This window comes from Micromonospora sp. NPDC005203, assembly GCF_042872705.1.
Classification (GTDB): Bacteria; Actinomycetota; Actinomycetes; order Mycobacteriales; family Micromonosporaceae; genus Micromonospora.
Window position 1 is genome coordinate 49,222 of record NZ_JBIAKV010000005.1, and the last position, 16,139, is coordinate 65,360.

At 71.2% G+C, this 16,139-nt stretch carries 13 protein-coding genes; 5 read left to right on the forward strand and 8 right to left on the reverse strand.

Translation table 11 applies throughout. The annotated features are described in order from the left end of the window. Nucleotides 1–235: 235 nt before the first annotated feature. On the forward strand, nucleotides 236–2,227 hold the full coding sequence (locus tag ACFYPM_RS13920) for an N-acetylmuramoyl-L-alanine amidase (RefSeq protein WP_387195599.1): 1,992 nt from the start codon (nucleotides 236–238) through the stop codon (nucleotides 2,225–2,227). 55 nt (nucleotides 2,228–2,282) lie between these two features. On the opposite strand, the gene ACFYPM_RS13925 is transcribed toward ACFYPM_RS13920, so the two are convergent. The 5 genes from ACFYPM_RS13925 to ACFYPM_RS13945 all read right to left on the reverse strand — a co-directional run bounded on the left by ACFYPM_RS13925 (nucleotide 2,283) and on the right by ACFYPM_RS13945 (nucleotide 8,611). Beyond that, nucleotides 2,283–3,293, reverse strand: coding sequence for an NlpC/P60 family protein (locus ACFYPM_RS13925; protein ID WP_387195602.1), 1,011 nt, complete (start codon nucleotides 3,291–3,293; stop codon nucleotides 2,283–2,285). Nucleotides 3,294–3,460: 167 nt separating this feature from the next. After that, on the reverse strand, nucleotides 3,461–4,462 hold the full coding sequence (locus tag ACFYPM_RS13930) for a hemolysin family protein (protein ID WP_387195605.1): 1,002 nt from the start codon (nucleotides 4,460–4,462) through the stop codon (nucleotides 3,461–3,463). After that, nucleotides 4,455–5,777, reverse strand: a complete 1,323-nt coding sequence (locus ACFYPM_RS13935; protein ID WP_387195608.1) for a hemolysin family protein — start codon at nucleotides 5,775–5,777, stop codon at nucleotides 4,455–4,457. Before ACFYPM_RS13935 ends, ACFYPM_RS13930 begins: the two co-directional genes overlap by 8 nt. 107 nt (nucleotides 5,778–5,884) lie before the next feature. Next, nucleotides 5,885–8,140, reverse strand: coding sequence for a (Fe-S)-binding protein (locus ACFYPM_RS13940; protein WP_387196397.1), 2,256 nt, complete (start codon nucleotides 8,138–8,140; stop codon nucleotides 5,885–5,887). 207 nt (nucleotides 8,141–8,347) lie between these two features. Further along, entirely contained in the window at nucleotides 8,348–8,611 is a 264-nt protein-coding gene (locus tag ACFYPM_RS13945) for a cell division protein CrgA (protein WP_387195611.1), read from the reverse strand. Nucleotides 8,612–8,832: 221 nt separating this feature from the next. On the opposite strand from ACFYPM_RS13945, the gene ACFYPM_RS13950 reads away from it, so the two are divergent. The 4 genes from ACFYPM_RS13950 to ACFYPM_RS13965 are packed head-to-tail and all read left to right on the forward strand — an operon-like array spanning nucleotide 8,833 to nucleotide 12,119. Then, on the forward strand, nucleotides 8,833–9,633 hold the full coding sequence (locus tag ACFYPM_RS13950; protein WP_357243222.1) for a DUF881 domain-containing protein: 801 nt from the start codon (nucleotides 8,833–8,835) through the stop codon (nucleotides 9,631–9,633). Next, nucleotides 9,630–11,189 (forward strand): class E sortase, encoded by a 1,560-nt coding sequence (locus tag ACFYPM_RS13955; RefSeq protein ID WP_387195614.1) that lies wholly within the window; start codon nucleotides 9,630–9,632, stop codon nucleotides 11,187–11,189. Before ACFYPM_RS13950 ends, ACFYPM_RS13955 begins: the two co-directional genes overlap by 4 nt. Before the next feature lie 4 nt (nucleotides 11,190–11,193). Then, nucleotides 11,194–11,466, forward strand: a complete 273-nt coding sequence (locus ACFYPM_RS13960) for a hypothetical protein (protein WP_387195617.1) — start codon at nucleotides 11,194–11,196, stop codon at nucleotides 11,464–11,466. A gap of 2 nt (nucleotides 11,467–11,468) precedes the next feature. After that, complete coding sequence (locus tag ACFYPM_RS13965) at nucleotides 11,469–12,119, forward strand: aminodeoxychorismate/anthranilate synthase component II (protein WP_387195620.1); 651 nt, start codon at nucleotides 11,469–11,471, stop codon at nucleotides 12,117–12,119. Between the two features lie 47 nt (nucleotides 12,120–12,166). Here the strand turns inward: ACFYPM_RS13965 and ACFYPM_RS13970 are convergent, their stop codons facing one another. Genes ACFYPM_RS13970 through ACFYPM_RS13980 form a run of 3 tightly spaced genes read right to left on the reverse strand, consistent with a single transcriptional unit; the run spans nucleotide 12,167 to nucleotide 16,138 of the window. Further along, nucleotides 12,167–12,865, reverse strand: coding sequence for a vancomycin high temperature exclusion protein (locus ACFYPM_RS13970; protein ID WP_387195623.1), 699 nt, complete (start codon nucleotides 12,863–12,865; stop codon nucleotides 12,167–12,169). A gap of 49 nt (nucleotides 12,866–12,914) precedes the next feature. Beyond that, a complete protein-coding gene (pknB, locus tag ACFYPM_RS13975; protein ID WP_387195625.1) occupies nucleotides 12,915–14,732 on the reverse strand; it encodes a Stk1 family PASTA domain-containing Ser/Thr kinase in 1,818 nt (605 codons plus the stop codon). Beyond that, complete coding sequence (locus ACFYPM_RS13980) at nucleotides 14,729–16,138, reverse strand: protein kinase (protein WP_387195628.1); 1,410 nt, start codon at nucleotides 16,136–16,138, stop codon at nucleotides 14,729–14,731. Before ACFYPM_RS13980 ends, pknB begins: the two co-directional genes overlap by 4 nt. Nucleotide 16,139 lies beyond the last annotated feature (1 nt).

Below are 16,139 nucleotides of genomic sequence, written 5' to 3' on the forward strand. Positions count from 1 at the left end.
GTTACCGCCCGGGCTGGACGGAGCTGCTATCGGGCCGACGAATGACCAGAGTAGAGACGCTTGTTACCACTCCGCAACCCGTGCGGCCGTGACACTCCGTACCGATCGGAGCGGATCACCGGCCGGAGGTGAAGAATTCTTTCCCCCACGAGTCGACACATGGAAAGGTATTGACGCGGACTCCCGGGCGGAGCGAGGGTGACCTCACCTTGACCCGCGAAATCTAGGGGGTTCGATGCACCATCCAACCCTGTTCCTCGGCCGGCGCGCGCTGCTCGCCGCAGCCGTGGTCGCCGCCGTGGTCGCCGCCGCGACCGCGGTCCCACCACCCGCCACCGCCGTCGCCGCACCCACCACCGACCGGCAGCAGCGGTACGCCGCCGCGGCGGCCGAGTACGGCGTACCGACCGACGTGCTGCTCGGCGTCTCCTACCTGGAGTCCCGCTGGGACAGCAACGCCGGCACACCCAGCACCAGTGGCGGCTACGGCCCCATGCACCTGACCGACGCCCGACACGTGGCCGCCCTGCCCGTGGGCGGCCACCACGACACCGGCGCCGAGGACCCGCGTGGCGACGACTCCCGTACCGCGCTGGCACCCGCGCCCCGGCCGGCCGAGGACCCGGCGCCACCCGCCGCCGCGTTGCAGACCGTGGATGCCGCCGCCGGGCTGACCGGCGCGACCCCCGACGCGCTACGCACCGACGCCGACGTCAACATCCGGGGCGGGGCCGCGCTGCTGGCCTCGTACCAGCGGGAGTTGGGCGCGCCGGTCGGTGCCGGCACCGACCCGGCCAGCTGGTACGGCGCGGTGGCCCGCTACGCCGGCGCGGACAGCGCCGACGCCGCGGCGGCCTTCGCCGACGAGGTCTTCACCACCATCGGCAGCGGCGAGTCGCGGGTGACCGACGACGGCCAGCGGATCACGCTGCCGGCCCGGGCGATCCGGCCGCAGCGATCGTGGCTGGACCGGCTGGGTCTGCGTCGGCTCGCCCGCCCGGACGGGCTGGAATGCCCCCGGACCATCTCCTGCGAGTGGATCCCGGCGCCCTACGCGGCGTTCGGCGACGGGGACTACGGCAACCACGACCTGTCCGACCGGCCCGCCCGGCAGAAGATCGAGTACATCGTCATCCACGACACCGAGGGAAGCTGGGCCACCACCCTGCGACTCGTCCAAGACCCGACGTACGTGAGCTGGCACTACACGCTGCGCTCGGTGGACGGGCACATCGCCCAGCACGTCAAGACCAAGGATGTCGCCTGGCACGCCGGCAACTGGTATGTCAACGCCAAGGCGGTCGGGCTGGAGCACGAGGGCTTCGCGGCGCAGGGCACCTGGTACACCGAGGCGATGTACCGGACCTCGGCGAAGCTGGTCCGACACCTCGCGCTGCGCCTCGGCGTCCCGCTGGACCGCCAGCACATCATCGGCCACGACAACGTGCCCGGCACCATCGCCGCGAACGTCCGTGGAATGCACTGGGACACCGGCCCGTACTGGGACTGGAACCACTACTTCGAGCTGCTACACGCGCCCCGGTTGGACACCGGCACCCCGGCCACCGGTCTGGTCCGGATCGACCCGGACTTCGCCACCAACCAGCCGGCGTTCGTCGGCTGCGTCACCGCCAGCGTGCCGTGCGCGCCACGCGGCTCCTCGGCGGTGGTGCTGCGCTCGGCGCCGGCCGCGGAGGCGCCACTGGTGAACGACATCGCGCTCCGCCCCGACGGCACCCCGAACTCCATGGAGGTGTCGGATCACGGCGCCCGCGCCTCCGCCGGCCAGACGTACGCGCTGGCCGGCCGGCAGGGCGACTGGACGGCGATCTGGTATCTCGGGCAACGCGCCTGGTTCCACAACCCGGCGTCCGCGCCCACCGCCAGCTGGACGGTCGGCCTGGTGGCCACTCCGAAGCCCGGCCGGACCACCATCCCGGTGTACGGGCGGGCCTACCCGGAACAGGCGGCCTACCCGGCCGGCGTGCCCTACCAGACGATCTCACCACTGCAGTACACCCTGGCCGCCGGGCAGCGGTACGCCGTCGGCGCGGTGCTGCCGGGCGAGTACTACCGGGCCAGCACGGTCGACGGCTCCTCGCCCGGTGACTGGACGGTGATCCGCGGCAAGAACAGGTACGCACAGATCCAGTTCGGCCACCGCATCATGTACGTCGACCTGGCCGACGTGCAGCTCCTGCCGTCCCCGGTGGGCGCACCCCGCTGACAACGACGACGGCCCCCGGTCGGTGACCGGGGGCCGTCGTGTCGAACAAGGTGGGTCAGGGTCTCCGGAATCCGGCGACGGGCATCGTGTTGATGCTGGACACCTGCACCGGTTTACCGGCTCGTGGTGCGTGCACCATCTGGTTGTTACCCAGATACAGCCCGACATGACTCAGGCCCGAGTAGAAGAAGACCAGGTCACCGGGGCGGGCCTCGGCTCGCGCCACGGCCTTGCCCTCGTTCCACTGGTCTCCGGTGTGGTGGGTGAGGGAGATCCCGGCCGACTTGTAGGCGTACTGGGTCAGCCCCGAGCAGTCGAACGAGTTCGGGCCGGTGGCACCCCAGACGTACGGATCGCCGACCTGCTGGCAGGCGGTCCTGATCGCCTTCTGGGCGGCCACGGCGAGCACACCGTTGATGGTCGGGCAGCCGGCGGTCTTGACCGTGGTCTTCGGCATCGACGCCTCAAGCTGCTTGATCTCGGCGTCGATCTGCTTCTTCTTGGCCGCCAGCTCGTTCTGCTGCTTGGTCTGCGTGGCGATCAGGGTGTCCAGCTTCTGCTTCTCGCCGTCGTACTTGGCCCGCACGGCGAGGACGCCCTCGACCTCCTTGCGCTCCTGCGCGGCCAGCCGGTCGAGGATGGTGAGCTGCTCGGTGAGCGTGTCCGGCTTGGCGCTGACCAGCAGTGCGCCAATGTCGTGCGACGGTCCCGAGATGTAGTAGCGGGAGGCGAGATCGCCGACCCGGTTGAGCGCCAACTCGCTCTGCAACGCCAGCGGCTCGATCTTCTTCTGTAGATCCGCCGACTTCTGCCGGTTGACCTTCAGCTGCGCCCTGACCTTGTTGTACTGCTCGATGGTGGGCTCCAACTGCTCCCACTTCTTGTCGATCTGCGCCTCGATCTCGTCGACCGTGGGCGCGGCGTGCGCCGGGGCGGCAAGCAGGCCCGCGCCGACCACCGCGGCGGCGACCAGGACGAGCAGACGATGACCGGCCCGGCGCAGACCACCCGGCCGAGCAGACGCAGACAGGTCGTGACGATGAGGGGGCATGGTTGCCACCGGCACCGACTCCTTTGCAACCGACCGCCGGGCGCCTCGCGTGAGGGAAGGGCCGAGGCAGACGACCCACAGCGGTCGGTGCCTCACATTAGGGAAGCGCGGGGCGGTAATCAAGGCGAGTGGAGTAACCGTCACTGTCGTGCAACCGCTTGCACACCATGGGTATTGGGACGTCAACCAACGATTGCCGTCAATACATCATCGAGGGTGACGACACCGAGCGGGCGCCGGCCGTCGCTGACGAGCACCATGTGCCGCCGTTCGCGGCGCATGGCCAGCAGCAGGTCCGCCAGCGTACGCTCCGGTGGCACCACCGCCAGCGGCCGGTAGACCTGGGCCGGCACCGGCGACCGGCGACCCTGCCCCGCGTATCCGAGCACGTCCTTGACGTGTACGAAGCCGAGCACCCGCCGGGTCGACCGCTGCACCACCGGGAACCGGGACCGGCCGGTCCGGGTCGCCAACACCTCCAACGACGCCGGCGAGACGTCCTCGGCCACCGTCACCACAGTCGACCACGGCTGCAGGGCGTCCGCCGCCGTACGGCTGTGCAGGGCCAGGGCACCGGTGATCCGGACGTGCTGCTCCTCGTCGAGCAACCCCTCGGTGCGTGCCTGTGCGACGAGCCCGGCCAGCTCCTCGGCGGTGAACACCGTCTTCACCGCCTCGGACGCCTCGATCCGCCAGATCGCGAGCACCCGGCGGGCCGCCCACTTCATCGCCAGGAGCAGCGGTTTCGTGGCCACACAGAACGCCAGCATCGCCGGGCCGAGCCACAGCGCGGAGACCTCCGGACCGGCCAGCGTGATGTTCTTCGGCACCATCTCACCGACGACCGTGTGTAGGAAGACCACCACGCCCAGGGCCAGCACGAAGGCCACCGGGTGCACCGCCCGCTCGGGCAGGCCGGCCGCGTGGAACGGTGGCTCCAGCAGGTGTGCCAACGCCGGCTCGGCGATCGCGCCCAGGCCCAGCGAGCAGACCGTGATGCCGAGCTGCGCGCCGGCGATCATCAACGGGATCTGGTTCATCGCCGACAACGCCCACCGGGCGCGCTTCGACCCGGCGGCCAGCGGCTCGATCACCGTCCGGCGGGACGCGATGAGCGCGAACTCACTACCCACGAAGAACCCGTTGCCGAGGAGCAGCAGGACGGTCACCAGCAGCTCAGTCATCGTCGTCCGGTTCCGCCGGGCGCAACACCCGGACCTGCTCGATCCGGTGCCGCTCCACCTCGATCACAGTGAACTCCCAGCCGTCCGCCTCGACCGTCTCGCCGGCCAGCGGGATGTGCCCGAGCTGGGCCATCAGGAACCCGGCCAACGTCTCGTAGGGGCCCTCGGGCAGCCGGAAGCCGGTCTGCTCGGCCACCTCGTCGGAGCGGAGCACCCCGTCGACGAGCACGGTGCGCTCACCACCGGGCACGGTCAACTCGACCGGGTCGGCGTCGTCCACACTCGCCGGGTCGAACTCGTCGGCGATCTCTCCGACCAGCTCCTCGACGAGGTCCTCGATCGTCACCACGCCGTCCGTGCCGCCGTACTCGTCGACCACGATGGCCAGGTCGGCGCCGGCCGCCTTCAACGCGGCCAGCACGCCGTCCAGGTTGAGGCTCTCCGGCACGTACACCGGCTCCCGGGCCACCGAGCCGACCACGGTCGACGCCCGGTCGGCGAGCGGCACGCCCAGCGCGTCGGGCACCCCGGCCACACCGGTCACCAGGTCCAGGGTCTCCTCGTACACCGGGAACCGGGTCCGCCCGGTCTGCCGGGACTGTTCGAGCAGCTCGGCCACGGTGGCCGTGGCGCGCAGCGCGACCACGTCCACCCGGGGGGTCATCGCCTCGGCGGCCCGCTTGTCGCCGAAGCGGATGGTCCGGCGCAGCAGCATCGCGGTGTCGCTCGGCAGCGCGCCGGCCCGAGCCGAGATGGCCGCCAGCAGGCCCAGTTCCTCCGGCGAGCGGGCGCTGGCCAGCTCCTCCTGCGGCTCGACACCGAGCGCCCGGACCAGCCGGTTCGCGGAGCCGTTCAAGCCCCGAATCAGCCAGCCGAACGTCCGGGAGAAGGTGTGCATCGGACCAGCCGTGGCCAGCGCCGCCGGCATGGGGCGGGCCAGCGCCGCGTTCTTCGGCACCAACTCACCGAAGAGCATGGAGAGCAGCGTGGCCAGGGCCAACGCCAGGAACGGGGTGTAGCGCCCGGTGCTCTCCCCGGCCACCGGGCGCAGCAGCGGGGTGAAGATCCGCGCCAGGGCCGGCTCGGCCAGGTAGCCGGTGAGCAGCGCGGTGATGGTGATGCCGAGCTGCGCGCCGGAGAGCTGGAAGGAGAGTTCGCGCAGCGCCGCGCGTACCTTCAGGGCGGCCTCGTCGCCGTCGGCGGCCCGCCTGTCGATCTCCGCGCGGTCGACCGTGACCAGAGCGAACTCGGCCGCGACGAAGAACGCGTTGCCCGCGGTCAGCGCAACGAAGCCGACCAGGGGCAACAGCGTCATCAAGAGCAGGCCGTCGATGTCGCCTCACCTCGGCGAGATTCTTGCACGACGGCGGCGGACCCTGAGGGCCGCCGCCGTCGGTCTGCGCAACGCGGGGGGGTACGGCCTCAGCCGCCGACCGGTGCCGTCTCCTTGCCGCCCTGCGGCTGCTCGGGCTTGACCGAACGGAGCAGCACGCTCGCCACGTCGATGACCTCGACCTGCTCGCCGGCACCCTTGCCGTTGACGCCGTCGCTGAGCATCGTCGAGCAGAACGGGCAGCCGACCGCGACCGTCTTCGCCCCGGTGGCCATGGCCTCCTCGACCCGGTCCACGTTGATCCGCTTGCCGATCTTCTCTTCCATCCACATCCGGGCGCCGCCAGCGCCGCAGCAGAAGGAACGCTCGCTGTTGCGCGGCATCTCGACCAGGCCGCTGTCGCGGCCCGCACCGGAACCGATGGCTGCGCCACCCTGGCCATCTCCGGCTCCGCCTGCGATGGCACTCCCGAGGACCTCCCGGGGGGCCGCGAAGACCCGGTTGTGCCGGCCCAGGTAGCAGGGGTCGTGGTAGGTGACCCCACCGTCGACCGGCTGCACCGGGGTGAGCTTGCCGGTGGCGACCAGGTGGGCCAGCAACTGGGTGTGGTGGACCACCTCGAACTCGCCGCCGAGTTGGCCGTACTCGTTGCCCAGGGTGTTGAAGCAGTGCGGGCAGGTCGCGACGATCTTCCGCTTGGCCTGCTCCCGACCCTCGAACGCCTCGTTCAGCGTCTCCACGTTCTGCTGGGCGAGCATCTGGAACACGAACTCGTTGCCGATCCGCCGCGCCGGATCGCCGGAGCAGGTCTCGCCCTCGCCCAGGATCGCGAACGACACCCCGGCCTCGTTGAGCAGCGTGGCCACCGCGCGGGTGGTCTTCTTGGCCCGGTCCTCGAACGCGCCGGCGCAGCCGACCCAGAACAGGTACTCGAAGTCGTCCACCTCGCCGACCCGGGGCACCTCGAAGTCGAGACCCTTCGTCCAGTCCTCGCGGGTGTTCTGCGGGGCGCCCCACGGGTTGCCCTTGTTCTCCAGGTTGCGCAGCATCACGCCGGCCTCGGAGGGGAAACTCGACTCGATCAGCACCTGGTAGCGGCGCATGTCGACGATGTGGTCGACGTGCTCGATGTCCACCGGGCACTGCTCGACGCAGGCGCCGCAGGTGGTGCAGGACCAGAGCACGTCCGGGTCGATGACACCGCCCTCCTCGGCGGTGCCGATCAACGGCTTGTCCGCCTCGGCGAGGGAGAGCACGTCCAGGTGGGCCAACTGCGCCTGGGTGGCCTTCTCCTCGCCGGTCAGGTCCTTGCCACCGCCGGCCAGCAGGTAGGGCGCCTTGGCGTACGCGTGGTCGCGCAGGCTCAGGATGAGCAGCTTGGGCGACAGGGGCTTGCCGGTGTTCCAGGCCGGGCACTGCGACTGGCAGCGGCCGCACTCGGTGCAGGTGCTGAAGTCCAGCAGACCCTTCCAGCTGAACTGCTCGACCTGGGCGACGCCGAACTGGTCCTTCTCCGGGTCGGCCTCCTCGAAGTCGAGCGGCTTGCCCTGGCTCGTCATCGGGCGCAGCGCGCCGAGGCCGGAGCCGGCCGGCCGGGCCGGCTCACGCTTGAAGAAGATGTTGGGGAACGCCAGGAAGCGGTGCCAGGCGACACCCATGGTGACGTTCAGCGAGATGACGATCAGCCAGGTCATCGAAATGATGATCTTGATGGCGGCGGCGACACTGACGCCGTCCGCCCAGTCGGGAAGCACCGCGCCGACCGCGTGACTGACCGGGGTGGCCCAGAACGGGAACTCGAAGTGGTCGGTGGCCACCTTGAAGCCCCGGATCACGAACCCGAAGATCAGGACCAGCAGCACGATCCACTCGACGAAGTAGCCCTGCCACATGGTCGAGCCGGTGAACCGGGACCGCCCGCCCGGCCGCGTCGGCCGGTTGCGCAGCCGGATCGCCATCAGCACCAGGATGCCGACCAGGCCCAGCACCCCGATGATCTCGGTGACCAGGCCGAAGATCGTCCAGTGCCCGATGATCGGCAGGCCACCGTCAGTGGTGACCACCTCGAAGTACGCCTCGAGCACAAGCAGCGACAGCACGACGAAGCCGACCATCACGAACCAGTGCGCCGCACCCACCACGCCCCACTTGAGCATCCGGGTGTGGCCGGCCGTCTCGACCAGCATGGTCCTGGCGCGGGAAACCTTGTCGGTGAACCGTTCCGGTGCCGGCTGCCCGAGCCGGATGACTGCCACCATCTTCAGGACCGCACGCACCGCAAGCCACACCGCTACGGCGGTGCTGGCGGCCGCGAGGATCGTGGTGACGATCTGGACGCTGCCCATCGAGTTGGCCTCCCCGGTCTGCTGCCTGATGACCTCGCTTCGCTCGGTCATGCAGTGCAGCCTACGCGAAGGTTACCCAGCGGTAACGTGAGTCATCTCGCAGTAGGCCACGCTGCCTGCGGACACCATAGGGGTCCCCACCCGTGCCTGCCGGGCAGGGGCGCGGGGGTTGACGTGGGACCGCCGACGCGACGGCCCCGAGCCGGCTCAGCGCCAGCGGGAGAGCAGCCCCAGCGAGGCGACCATCGCGCCGAAGCCGACCGCGAGGTTCCAATAACCCCAGGCGGCGACCGGGTACTCCTGCTCGGACAGGTAATAGAGCACCAGCCAGCCGATGCCGACGACGATCAGGGCGACCGCGGTGATCGGCAACCACACCGGGCTAGGCTTGCTCGTCGACGCCGCCGTCGTCGGACGAACGTCCGTCGGCGGGGTGTACACCTTCTTCTTGCGGACCTGAGACTTGGGCACGACGCTCTCCAGAGGGGTGACGACCTCGTCCGGCCTGACAACCGGGCGCGGGGGCGACGGTCCATGGCCAATAATGTTCGACAGCTAGCGTAGTCCCGATTGCCCGTCCGGACCATGAATGGGGTCAGGCCGGTGCACGGAGTGACCGAAAAAGGCGGGACTGCTCGCATCACCGGCCCGGCCGGGGTGGGCCGATCCCCGACACGCGGAAGGAACGCTCGGTGGAGTACACATCCGGCGCAACCTCGTGGCAGAAGGTCCTCCGACGGGCCGCCGCCGGGCTACTGCCCCGGCGACCGCGTCAACGCCGACCGGGCTGGTCAATCGGGGTGCCCCTGATCGCCGCCGCGGCGGGGCTGCTCTTCACCACCACCGCGACCACCGCCGGTGGCACCGCGCTGCGTGAGGACCGACGGCCCCAGCTCAACCAGTTCATCGAGGACCGGCGCGAGCAGGTGGCGGCGAGCGAACGCCGGGCCGCCACGCTGCGCGACGAGGTCCAGCAACGCACCAACATGCTGGCCGGCTCGGACGCCCCGATCAAGGATCAGCAGGATCGCGCCCAGGGCAGCCTCCAGGCCGCCGGATTCACCGCCCTCGGCGGACCCGGGGTCACGGTCGAGCTGAACGACGCGCCACAGCTCGACCAGACCCAGTCGGACGCCGACAACGACGACCTGGTGGTGCACCAGGCGGATGTGCAGGCCGTGGTCAACGCGCTCTGGGCCGGCGGAGCGGAGGCCATGTCAATCATGAACGTCCGCGTCCTCGCAACCAGCGCGGTACGCTGCGTCGGTAACACCCTGCTGCTCCACGGCCGGGTGTACTCCCCACCGTTCAAGATCGTAGCGATCGGCGATCCCGCTGCCCTCCAGCAGGCCCTCGCCAGCTCTGAGGGAGTCCAGTGGTTCAAGGACGCGGTCGACGACTACCAACTCGGCTACAACGAAACGGCTTCCACGGTGCGAGTCCCGGCATTCGAAGATTCGACCTCCCTACGCTCGGCCACGGTGCCTAAGTGAGCGCGCCGGACGAGCCTCGGGACGGGCGACACCGCGACCAGACCGACGATCCGACCGCCTTCCTGCCGAAGGTCGACCGGCCCGAGCCGGCGCCGGTCCGCCCGACCCCGGCCGGCAACTGGCCCGAGCCGATGCTGCCCGCCCGGCCCGGCCCGGCACGCCCGCCGGCCACGCCGGAGCCGTCCCGTCCGGCCGACCCGACCCCCGGCCCCCGGGGTGTCGACGCGCCGCCGCCGTGGCCAGGCAGCAGCACCGCCTCCCGATCCGGCCCGCACCCAGGGTCCGCCGGTCCGACCACTCCCGGCCAGCCGGCCGTGACCAATCCGGGCCCGATACGGCCCGCTGCCCCGGGCGACGCCCCGACCCGGGCGACGACCTCCGGCACACCGGGTCAGCAGGCCCCGTCCGGCCCGCCCACTCCACCGGTGGCCGACTCACCGACCGCGTTCATCCCCCAGATCGCCGCCCGGCCCACGCGCCCGACCGGCTCCCCGGTCGCTTCATCCGCGCCCGGCCCTGGCCCGGATGCCTCCACTTCCGCCGGGCCGGGCCGTGTCCCGCCCGCCGGACCGACCCGTGTCCCGCCCACCGGACCGACCCGTGTCCCGCCCACCGGTCCGGATCGCATCGCCGACCCGGCCGCCACCGCGTTGATTCCCGCCGTGCCCGCCACCCCCGCCACCCGGCCACCAACCCTGGACTCGACCGCGCTGATGGGTGCCGTCCCCCGCACGGCAGGCCCCCAGGAGCCGACCGGTGGCGGCGACAACCCCGGCGAGCCGCCCCGGCCCCGGCGCGGCGAGCGCGTGGTCCAACTCCGGCCCCACCAGACCGGCGAGGGCTACAAGAGCGTCTACTCCGAGCTGACCCGCCCGTCGCTCGGCTCCCGAATCCGCACCGGTGTCCGCGTCACCGGCGAAATACTGATCACCTTCGGCCTGGTGGTGCTGCTCTTCGCCGGCTACGAGGTGTGGGGCAAGTCGGCCATCGTCGACGCCCACCAGAACGACCTCAACAAGGCCCTGACCCAGGAGTGGGGGCCGTCCGACGACCCGACTGTCGCTCCGTCGGCCGGCCCGAGCGTCAAACCGACGCCCCCGGTACGCGGCAAGCCGCTCGCCGGCCTCTACATCCCCAAGCTCGACAAGAACTGGGTCGTGGTCGAAGGGGTCACCCAGCAGGACATCCGCTACGCCCCGGGCCACTACCCGGCTAGCGCCCTGCCCGGCCAGGTGGGCAACTTCTCCGTCGCCGGCCACCGCAACCGGGCGACCTTCTGGCGGCTGGACGAGCTCGACGAGGGCGACGCGATCGTGGTCGAGAGCAAGACCGACTGGTACGTCTACCTGGTGTCGCGGTCACAGATCGTCCGGCCCACCCAGGTCGAGGTGGTGGCACCGGTGCCCGGCGAGCCGAACAAGAAGCCGACCAAGCGGATGCTCACCCTGACCACGTGCAACCCGAAGTTCGACAACTACCAACGCCTGATCATCCACGCCGAGCTGGACCGCACCCAACCCAAGACGGCGGGCCGCCCGGCGGAGCTGGGAGGCTGACCCGATGTACGCGTTCATCTGGCGCAGGCTGCCCTTCGGCCCGGCCGGGAAGCTGATCGGCTCGGTGCTGCTGGTGGCCGCCACGGTGGCCCTGCTCTGGTATGTCGCCTTCCCCTGGGCCGAGCCCCTGCTGCCCTTCGACGACGTGCAGGTCGAGTCCCCCGCCGACTCGGGCGGCGGCGGCCCGGCGACCGGCGACGCCCCGGCCGGCGACGAGCACGAACTTCCGTACGACACCGATCAGAACAACCCCGCGCCACCCTCCCCAAGCAGGTGACAATGCGCATCCTGGTGATCGACAACTACGACTCGTTCGTCTTCAACCTCGTGCAGTATCTGGGTCAGCTCGGCGTGACCTGCGAGGTCCGCCGCAACGACGAGATCGACGTCGACGCGGTGGGCAGGGTGGGCGCGGCCGGCATCCTGCTCTCCCCGGGGCCGGGCAGCCCGGACCGGGCCGGCATCTGCCTGGACGTCATCCGGCAGTACGCGGGCGAGCTGCCGATCTTCGGTGTCTGCCTCGGTCACCAGGCGATCGGCGAGGCGTTCGGGGCGACCGTGACGCGAGCGCCCGAGCTGCTGCACGGCAAGACCTCCGAGGTACGGCACCAGTCGGTGGGCGTACTCGCCGGCCTGCCCGACCCGTTCACCGCCACCCGGTACCACTCCCTCGCCGTGCTGCCCGACACGCTTCCGGACGAGCTGGAGGTCACCGGCTGGACCGGCTCCGGCGTGGTGATGGCGATGCGGCACCGGACCCTTCCCATCGAGGGTGTCCAGTTCCACCCGGAGTCGGTGCTCACCGAGGGTGGTCACCTGATGTTGGCCAACTGGCTGGCCGGCTGCGGTCACCAGGAGGCGTTGGAGCGCGCGCCCGCACTGGCCGCCGAGGTCGACGCCCGCCGCCGGTCGGCCTTCGTCACCACCTGAGGCCGCGCCACTGGATCAGCGGGCCGGTGGACGGCACGTTGGCCGGATCAGCCGCGCAGCGCGTCCCGCACCGCCGGATCCGCGGGCGAGCGGACCGCGGGCGGGCGACCACGGACCGCGTCCCACGCCGCCTTACCGCTGGCGAAGTAGTCCCGGACCGACTTCTCGGCCAGCAGGAACGGGCCGCAGTCGTCACACCGTGCGGTGACCCCGTCGACGTCGAGGCCGAGATGCCGGCACAGCGTCACCGCCCGGGACAGATGGTAGGACTGGGTCACGATCAGTGCCCGCTGGACGCCGTACACCTCGCGCGCTCGGGCGCAACTGTCGTACGTGTCCAGGCCGAACGGGTCGGCCACCACGCGACGCGAGTCGACACCGAGCCCGGTGAGATAGGCCGTCATCACCGCGGGCTCGTCACCCGACGTGCCGCCCCCGTCACCCGACACGAGCACGACCTTGGCCCGCCCGCTGGTCACCAACTCGGCGGCGGTCTCCAGGCGGCCGGCGAGCCGTTCACCGGGCCGCTGCCGATCGGTCGCCACGGCGGTACCGAGGACGATCACCACGTCGGCGGCCGGCGCGTCGGCCTCGGCGTACACGTGGCCGCGTGCGGCGAGCGTCGTCCACAGCCACGGAAGACTGGCGAGCAGCAGCACGACGACCCCGAGGATGACCAGACGTCTGCGGCGTCGAGGACGTCGACGCACCACCGACCCGCCGCCGGCCACCTCGGCGTCACTCACACCGCCCCCTGGGGCGGCCAACGGCCGGCCAGGGGCTTTCACACATGCCCTAGTCCTCGGGAAGCCGGCTCGGCGGGGGTGGGAACGGCAGGCCGACTCCGCCCCCGGTGCCGGGCGTGGTCGGCGTGGCCGACGGCGTGCTGGTCGGTGTGCCGCTGGGCGGCGGTTCGACGACCTTCTCCGGTACGCCGATCTCGATGGTCACGGTTCTGTCCTTGGCCAGTGCGGTGCCCGCGCTCGGACTCTGCTTCTCGACCCGACCGGCCCGATCCGCCGGCACCTCGTCACCGTCGCGGAAGTCGACGTTGTAACCCGCCTCGCGAAGCTCCGCGGCGGCCTCGTCGCGCGTCGAGTTGAGCACATTCGGCACCTTGCCGACGTTGCCCCTGGAGACGTCGACGACCACCGTGCTGCCCTGCGCGACGGTGGTGCCCGACGCCGGAGTCAACTTGAGCACGGTGCCCTTCGTCGCGGCATTTTCCACCTGCTTGTCCTGGACATTCAACCCCTGGGCCTCAAGCTGGGACTTGACCAGCTCGTACTGGGAGTTGACCAGGTTGGGGGGGATCTTCACGTCGGGCTTGCCGTCGCAGAGCTGAATGGTCACCGTCGCGGACTTCGCCAGCCGAGTGTTCGGCGCCGGATCCTGCCTGGCGACCGTGCCCTTCGTGCAGTCGTTGTCCAGGACCGGTTCGCCCACCTTCGGCTGCAGGTTGGCTTTCTGGATCTCGGCGACCGCGACCGCCTGGGCCTTACCGGTGAGGTTCGGCACCGCCGTGTTGGCCTTCTCCTGCTGCTGGTTCCAGAGGAGGGCGACGACCAGGGCGATCACCGCCAGCACGCCGACCGCGCTGAACGTCGCGATCAACCAGGAGGACGCCTTGCGCTGGCGCGGATCGCCCACCCGGGCCATCTGACCGGTCTGCGGCCCACCGGCGGCGGCCGGGTAACCGCCCCGGCCGCCGGCCGGGGCCATCGCCACCGTCTCCGCCTCGCGCAGCACCGGGGTGGCCAGCACGGGCCGGCCGGCGGCGGCGCGGAGCAGGTCGGCACGCATCTCGCCGGCGCTCTGGTAGCGGTTGAGCGGATTCTTCGACAACGCCTTCAACACGATCGCGTCGACCGCCGGGGTGACGTCCGGGTTGATGTCGCTCGGCGTCGGCGGCGTCTCCCGTACGTGCTGGTAGGCAACGCTGACCGGGCTGTCCCCGACGAACGGCGGGTGCCCACACACCAACTCGAAGAGCACGCAGCCGGCCGCGTACACATCCGATCGGGCGTCGACAGCCTCGCCCCGCGCCTGCTCCGGGGACAGGTACTGCGCCGTCCCGATCACCGCGCTGGTCTGCGTCATGGTTGTCGCGCCGCTGGCCAACGCGCGGGCGATGCCGAAGTCCATCACCTTGACCTGGCCGGTCTGGGTGAGCATCACGTTGCCGGGCTTGATGTCCCGGTGGATGATCCCGTGCCGGTGGCTGAACTCCAGCGCGGCGCACATGTCGGCGCAGATCTCCAGCGCCCGGCGCGGCTGCAGCCGACCCTCGGCGCCGAGGACCTCCTTCAGGGTCCGACCGTTGACGAACTCCATCACGATGAACGGCAGTGTCTCGCCGGTCGGCGCGGTCTCCTCACCGGTGTCGTAGACCGCCACGATCGCCGGGTGGTTGAGCGAGGCGGCGTTCTGCGCCTCCCGGCGGAACCGCATCTGGAACGTCGCGTCCCGGGCGAGATCGGTCCGGAGCATCTTGATCGCGACGTCCCGACCAAGCCGGAGATCGCGACCGCGGTGCACCTCGGCCATGCCGCCGTAGCCGAGCAGCTCGCCGACCTGATACCTGCCACCGAGCAGGCGGGCCTGCGCTGTCATCGCGTCTGTCGTCCTTCGCTCGTCGTCGTCCCGCCGTCGCCCGGCTGGAGTCGTATCTCCCGACGGTACGACGTCTGGGTCGGATCGTCGCGTCCGTCGAGCCGCAGGGTGCCGGACGCGGCGGTGCGCACACTCGTCCCGACGGGTTCGCCGGCCTGCGACTGCTTCTTCAGGTTGTAGGAAATCACGCCGGAGCAGAGCAGGACCAGCACGGCCAGGAAGATGGCGAGGAGCACCAGGCCGGGCCGGGACCGCCGGGGCTCGGGGGACGGCGCCGACGGTACGGCCTGCCGGGCGTACGCCGCCGGTTGCTGCTGCCGGGGCGGTGCCGACGGCACCGCCGCGGCACCGCGCGGGTAACCGTTCGGTGCGGCCGGCGGCCGGGCGGACGGGACGGACGGCGCGACGGCGCTGGGGCGTGGGTGTTGGACGGGTGCGATCGCTGTCGGCCTCGGCCCGGCCACCGGCGGGCGGGCAGTCGGCGGACGCATCTGGTGTGCCTGCGGCACCTGGGCCCGGCCCGGCGCGGCCGGTGAGGCGGGCGCCGCGGAGACCGGCCCGGAGTTGGCACCGGCCCGGGCCTGCTGGGAGAGCGCGGCCTTGAGCTGACGGGCGACCCCGGCGAGAGCGGCGGCGCTCGGCCAACGGGCGGCCGGGTCCTTGGCCAACGCCCGTTCCACCAAGGAGCGGACCTGTGGGGGGATGTCGGCGGGCAGCGGCCGGGGCATCTCCCGCACGTGCCGCATCGCGATGTCGAGCGGGTTGTCACCCTCGAACGGACGCCGCCCGGCAAGACACTGGTAGGCGACCACGCCGAGCGCATACACGTCCGAGGCCGGGGTGGCCACCCCTCCGGTGGCCTGCTCGGGTGAGATGTACGAGGCGGTGCCGAGCACCGAACCAGCAGCGGTGAGCTGGCCGACCAGGTCGGATCGGGCGATGCCGAAGTCGGTGAGAACCAGCGTGCCGTTCGGTCGGACGAGCAGGTTGCCCGGCTTCACGTCGCGATGCACGATGCCCTTCTCGTGCGCCGCGTGCAACGCCTCCGCGGCCTGCGCGACGAGGGCCATCGTCCGGGCCGGGGTGAGCCGGCCGACCCGGCTCAGCGTGGACGACAGGGCGTCGCCCTCGACGTACTCCATGACCAGGAACGCGATCTGCTGGTCGTTGCCGAAGTCGTAGACGTCCACCACGCCCGGATGGTTGATCGTGGCCATGGTGCGGGCCTCACCACGGAACCGCTCGGCGAAGTCCGGGTCGTCGAGCAGGGCGGGGAGCAGGCTCTTGACCGCGACCGTCCGGCCGAGCACCTGGTCGGTGCCGCGCCACACATCGCCCATGCCGCCGCTGGCGATCCGCTCGTCGAGGCGGTAGCGGTTGCCGAGCTGGACGCCGGGGCTGAGCATG

Excerpts from the sequence above, each read along its gene's own strand:
- ACFYPM_RS13920 (WP_387195599.1), top strand. The coding sequence starts at position 236 with ATGCACCATCCAACCCTGTTCCTCGGCCGGCGCGCGCTGCTCGCCGCA.
- ACFYPM_RS13930 (WP_387195605.1), bottom strand. The coding sequence starts at position 4,462 with ATGACTGAGCTGCTGGTGACCGTCCTGCTGCTCCTCGGCAACGGGTTC.
- ACFYPM_RS13935 (WP_387195608.1), bottom strand. The coding sequence starts at position 5,777 with ATGACGCTGTTGCCCCTGGTCGGCTTCGTTGCGCTGACCGCGGGCAAC.
- ACFYPM_RS13940 (WP_387196397.1), bottom strand. The coding sequence starts at position 8,140 with ATGGGCAGCGTCCAGATCGTCACCACGATCCTCGCGGCCGCCAGCACC.
- ACFYPM_RS13960 (WP_387195617.1), top strand. The coding sequence starts at position 11,194 with ATGTACGCGTTCATCTGGCGCAGGCTGCCCTTCGGCCCGGCCGGGAAG.
- ACFYPM_RS13965 (WP_387195620.1), top strand. The coding sequence starts at position 11,469 with ATGCGCATCCTGGTGATCGACAACTACGACTCGTTCGTCTTCAACCTC.
- pknB (WP_387195625.1), bottom strand. The coding sequence starts at position 14,732 with ATGACAGCGCAGGCCCGCCTGCTCGGTGGCAGGTATCAGGTCGGCGAG.
- ACFYPM_RS13980 (WP_387195628.1), bottom strand. The coding sequence starts at position 16,138 with ATGCTCAGCCCCGGCGTCCAGCTCGGCAACCGCTACCGCCTCGACGAG.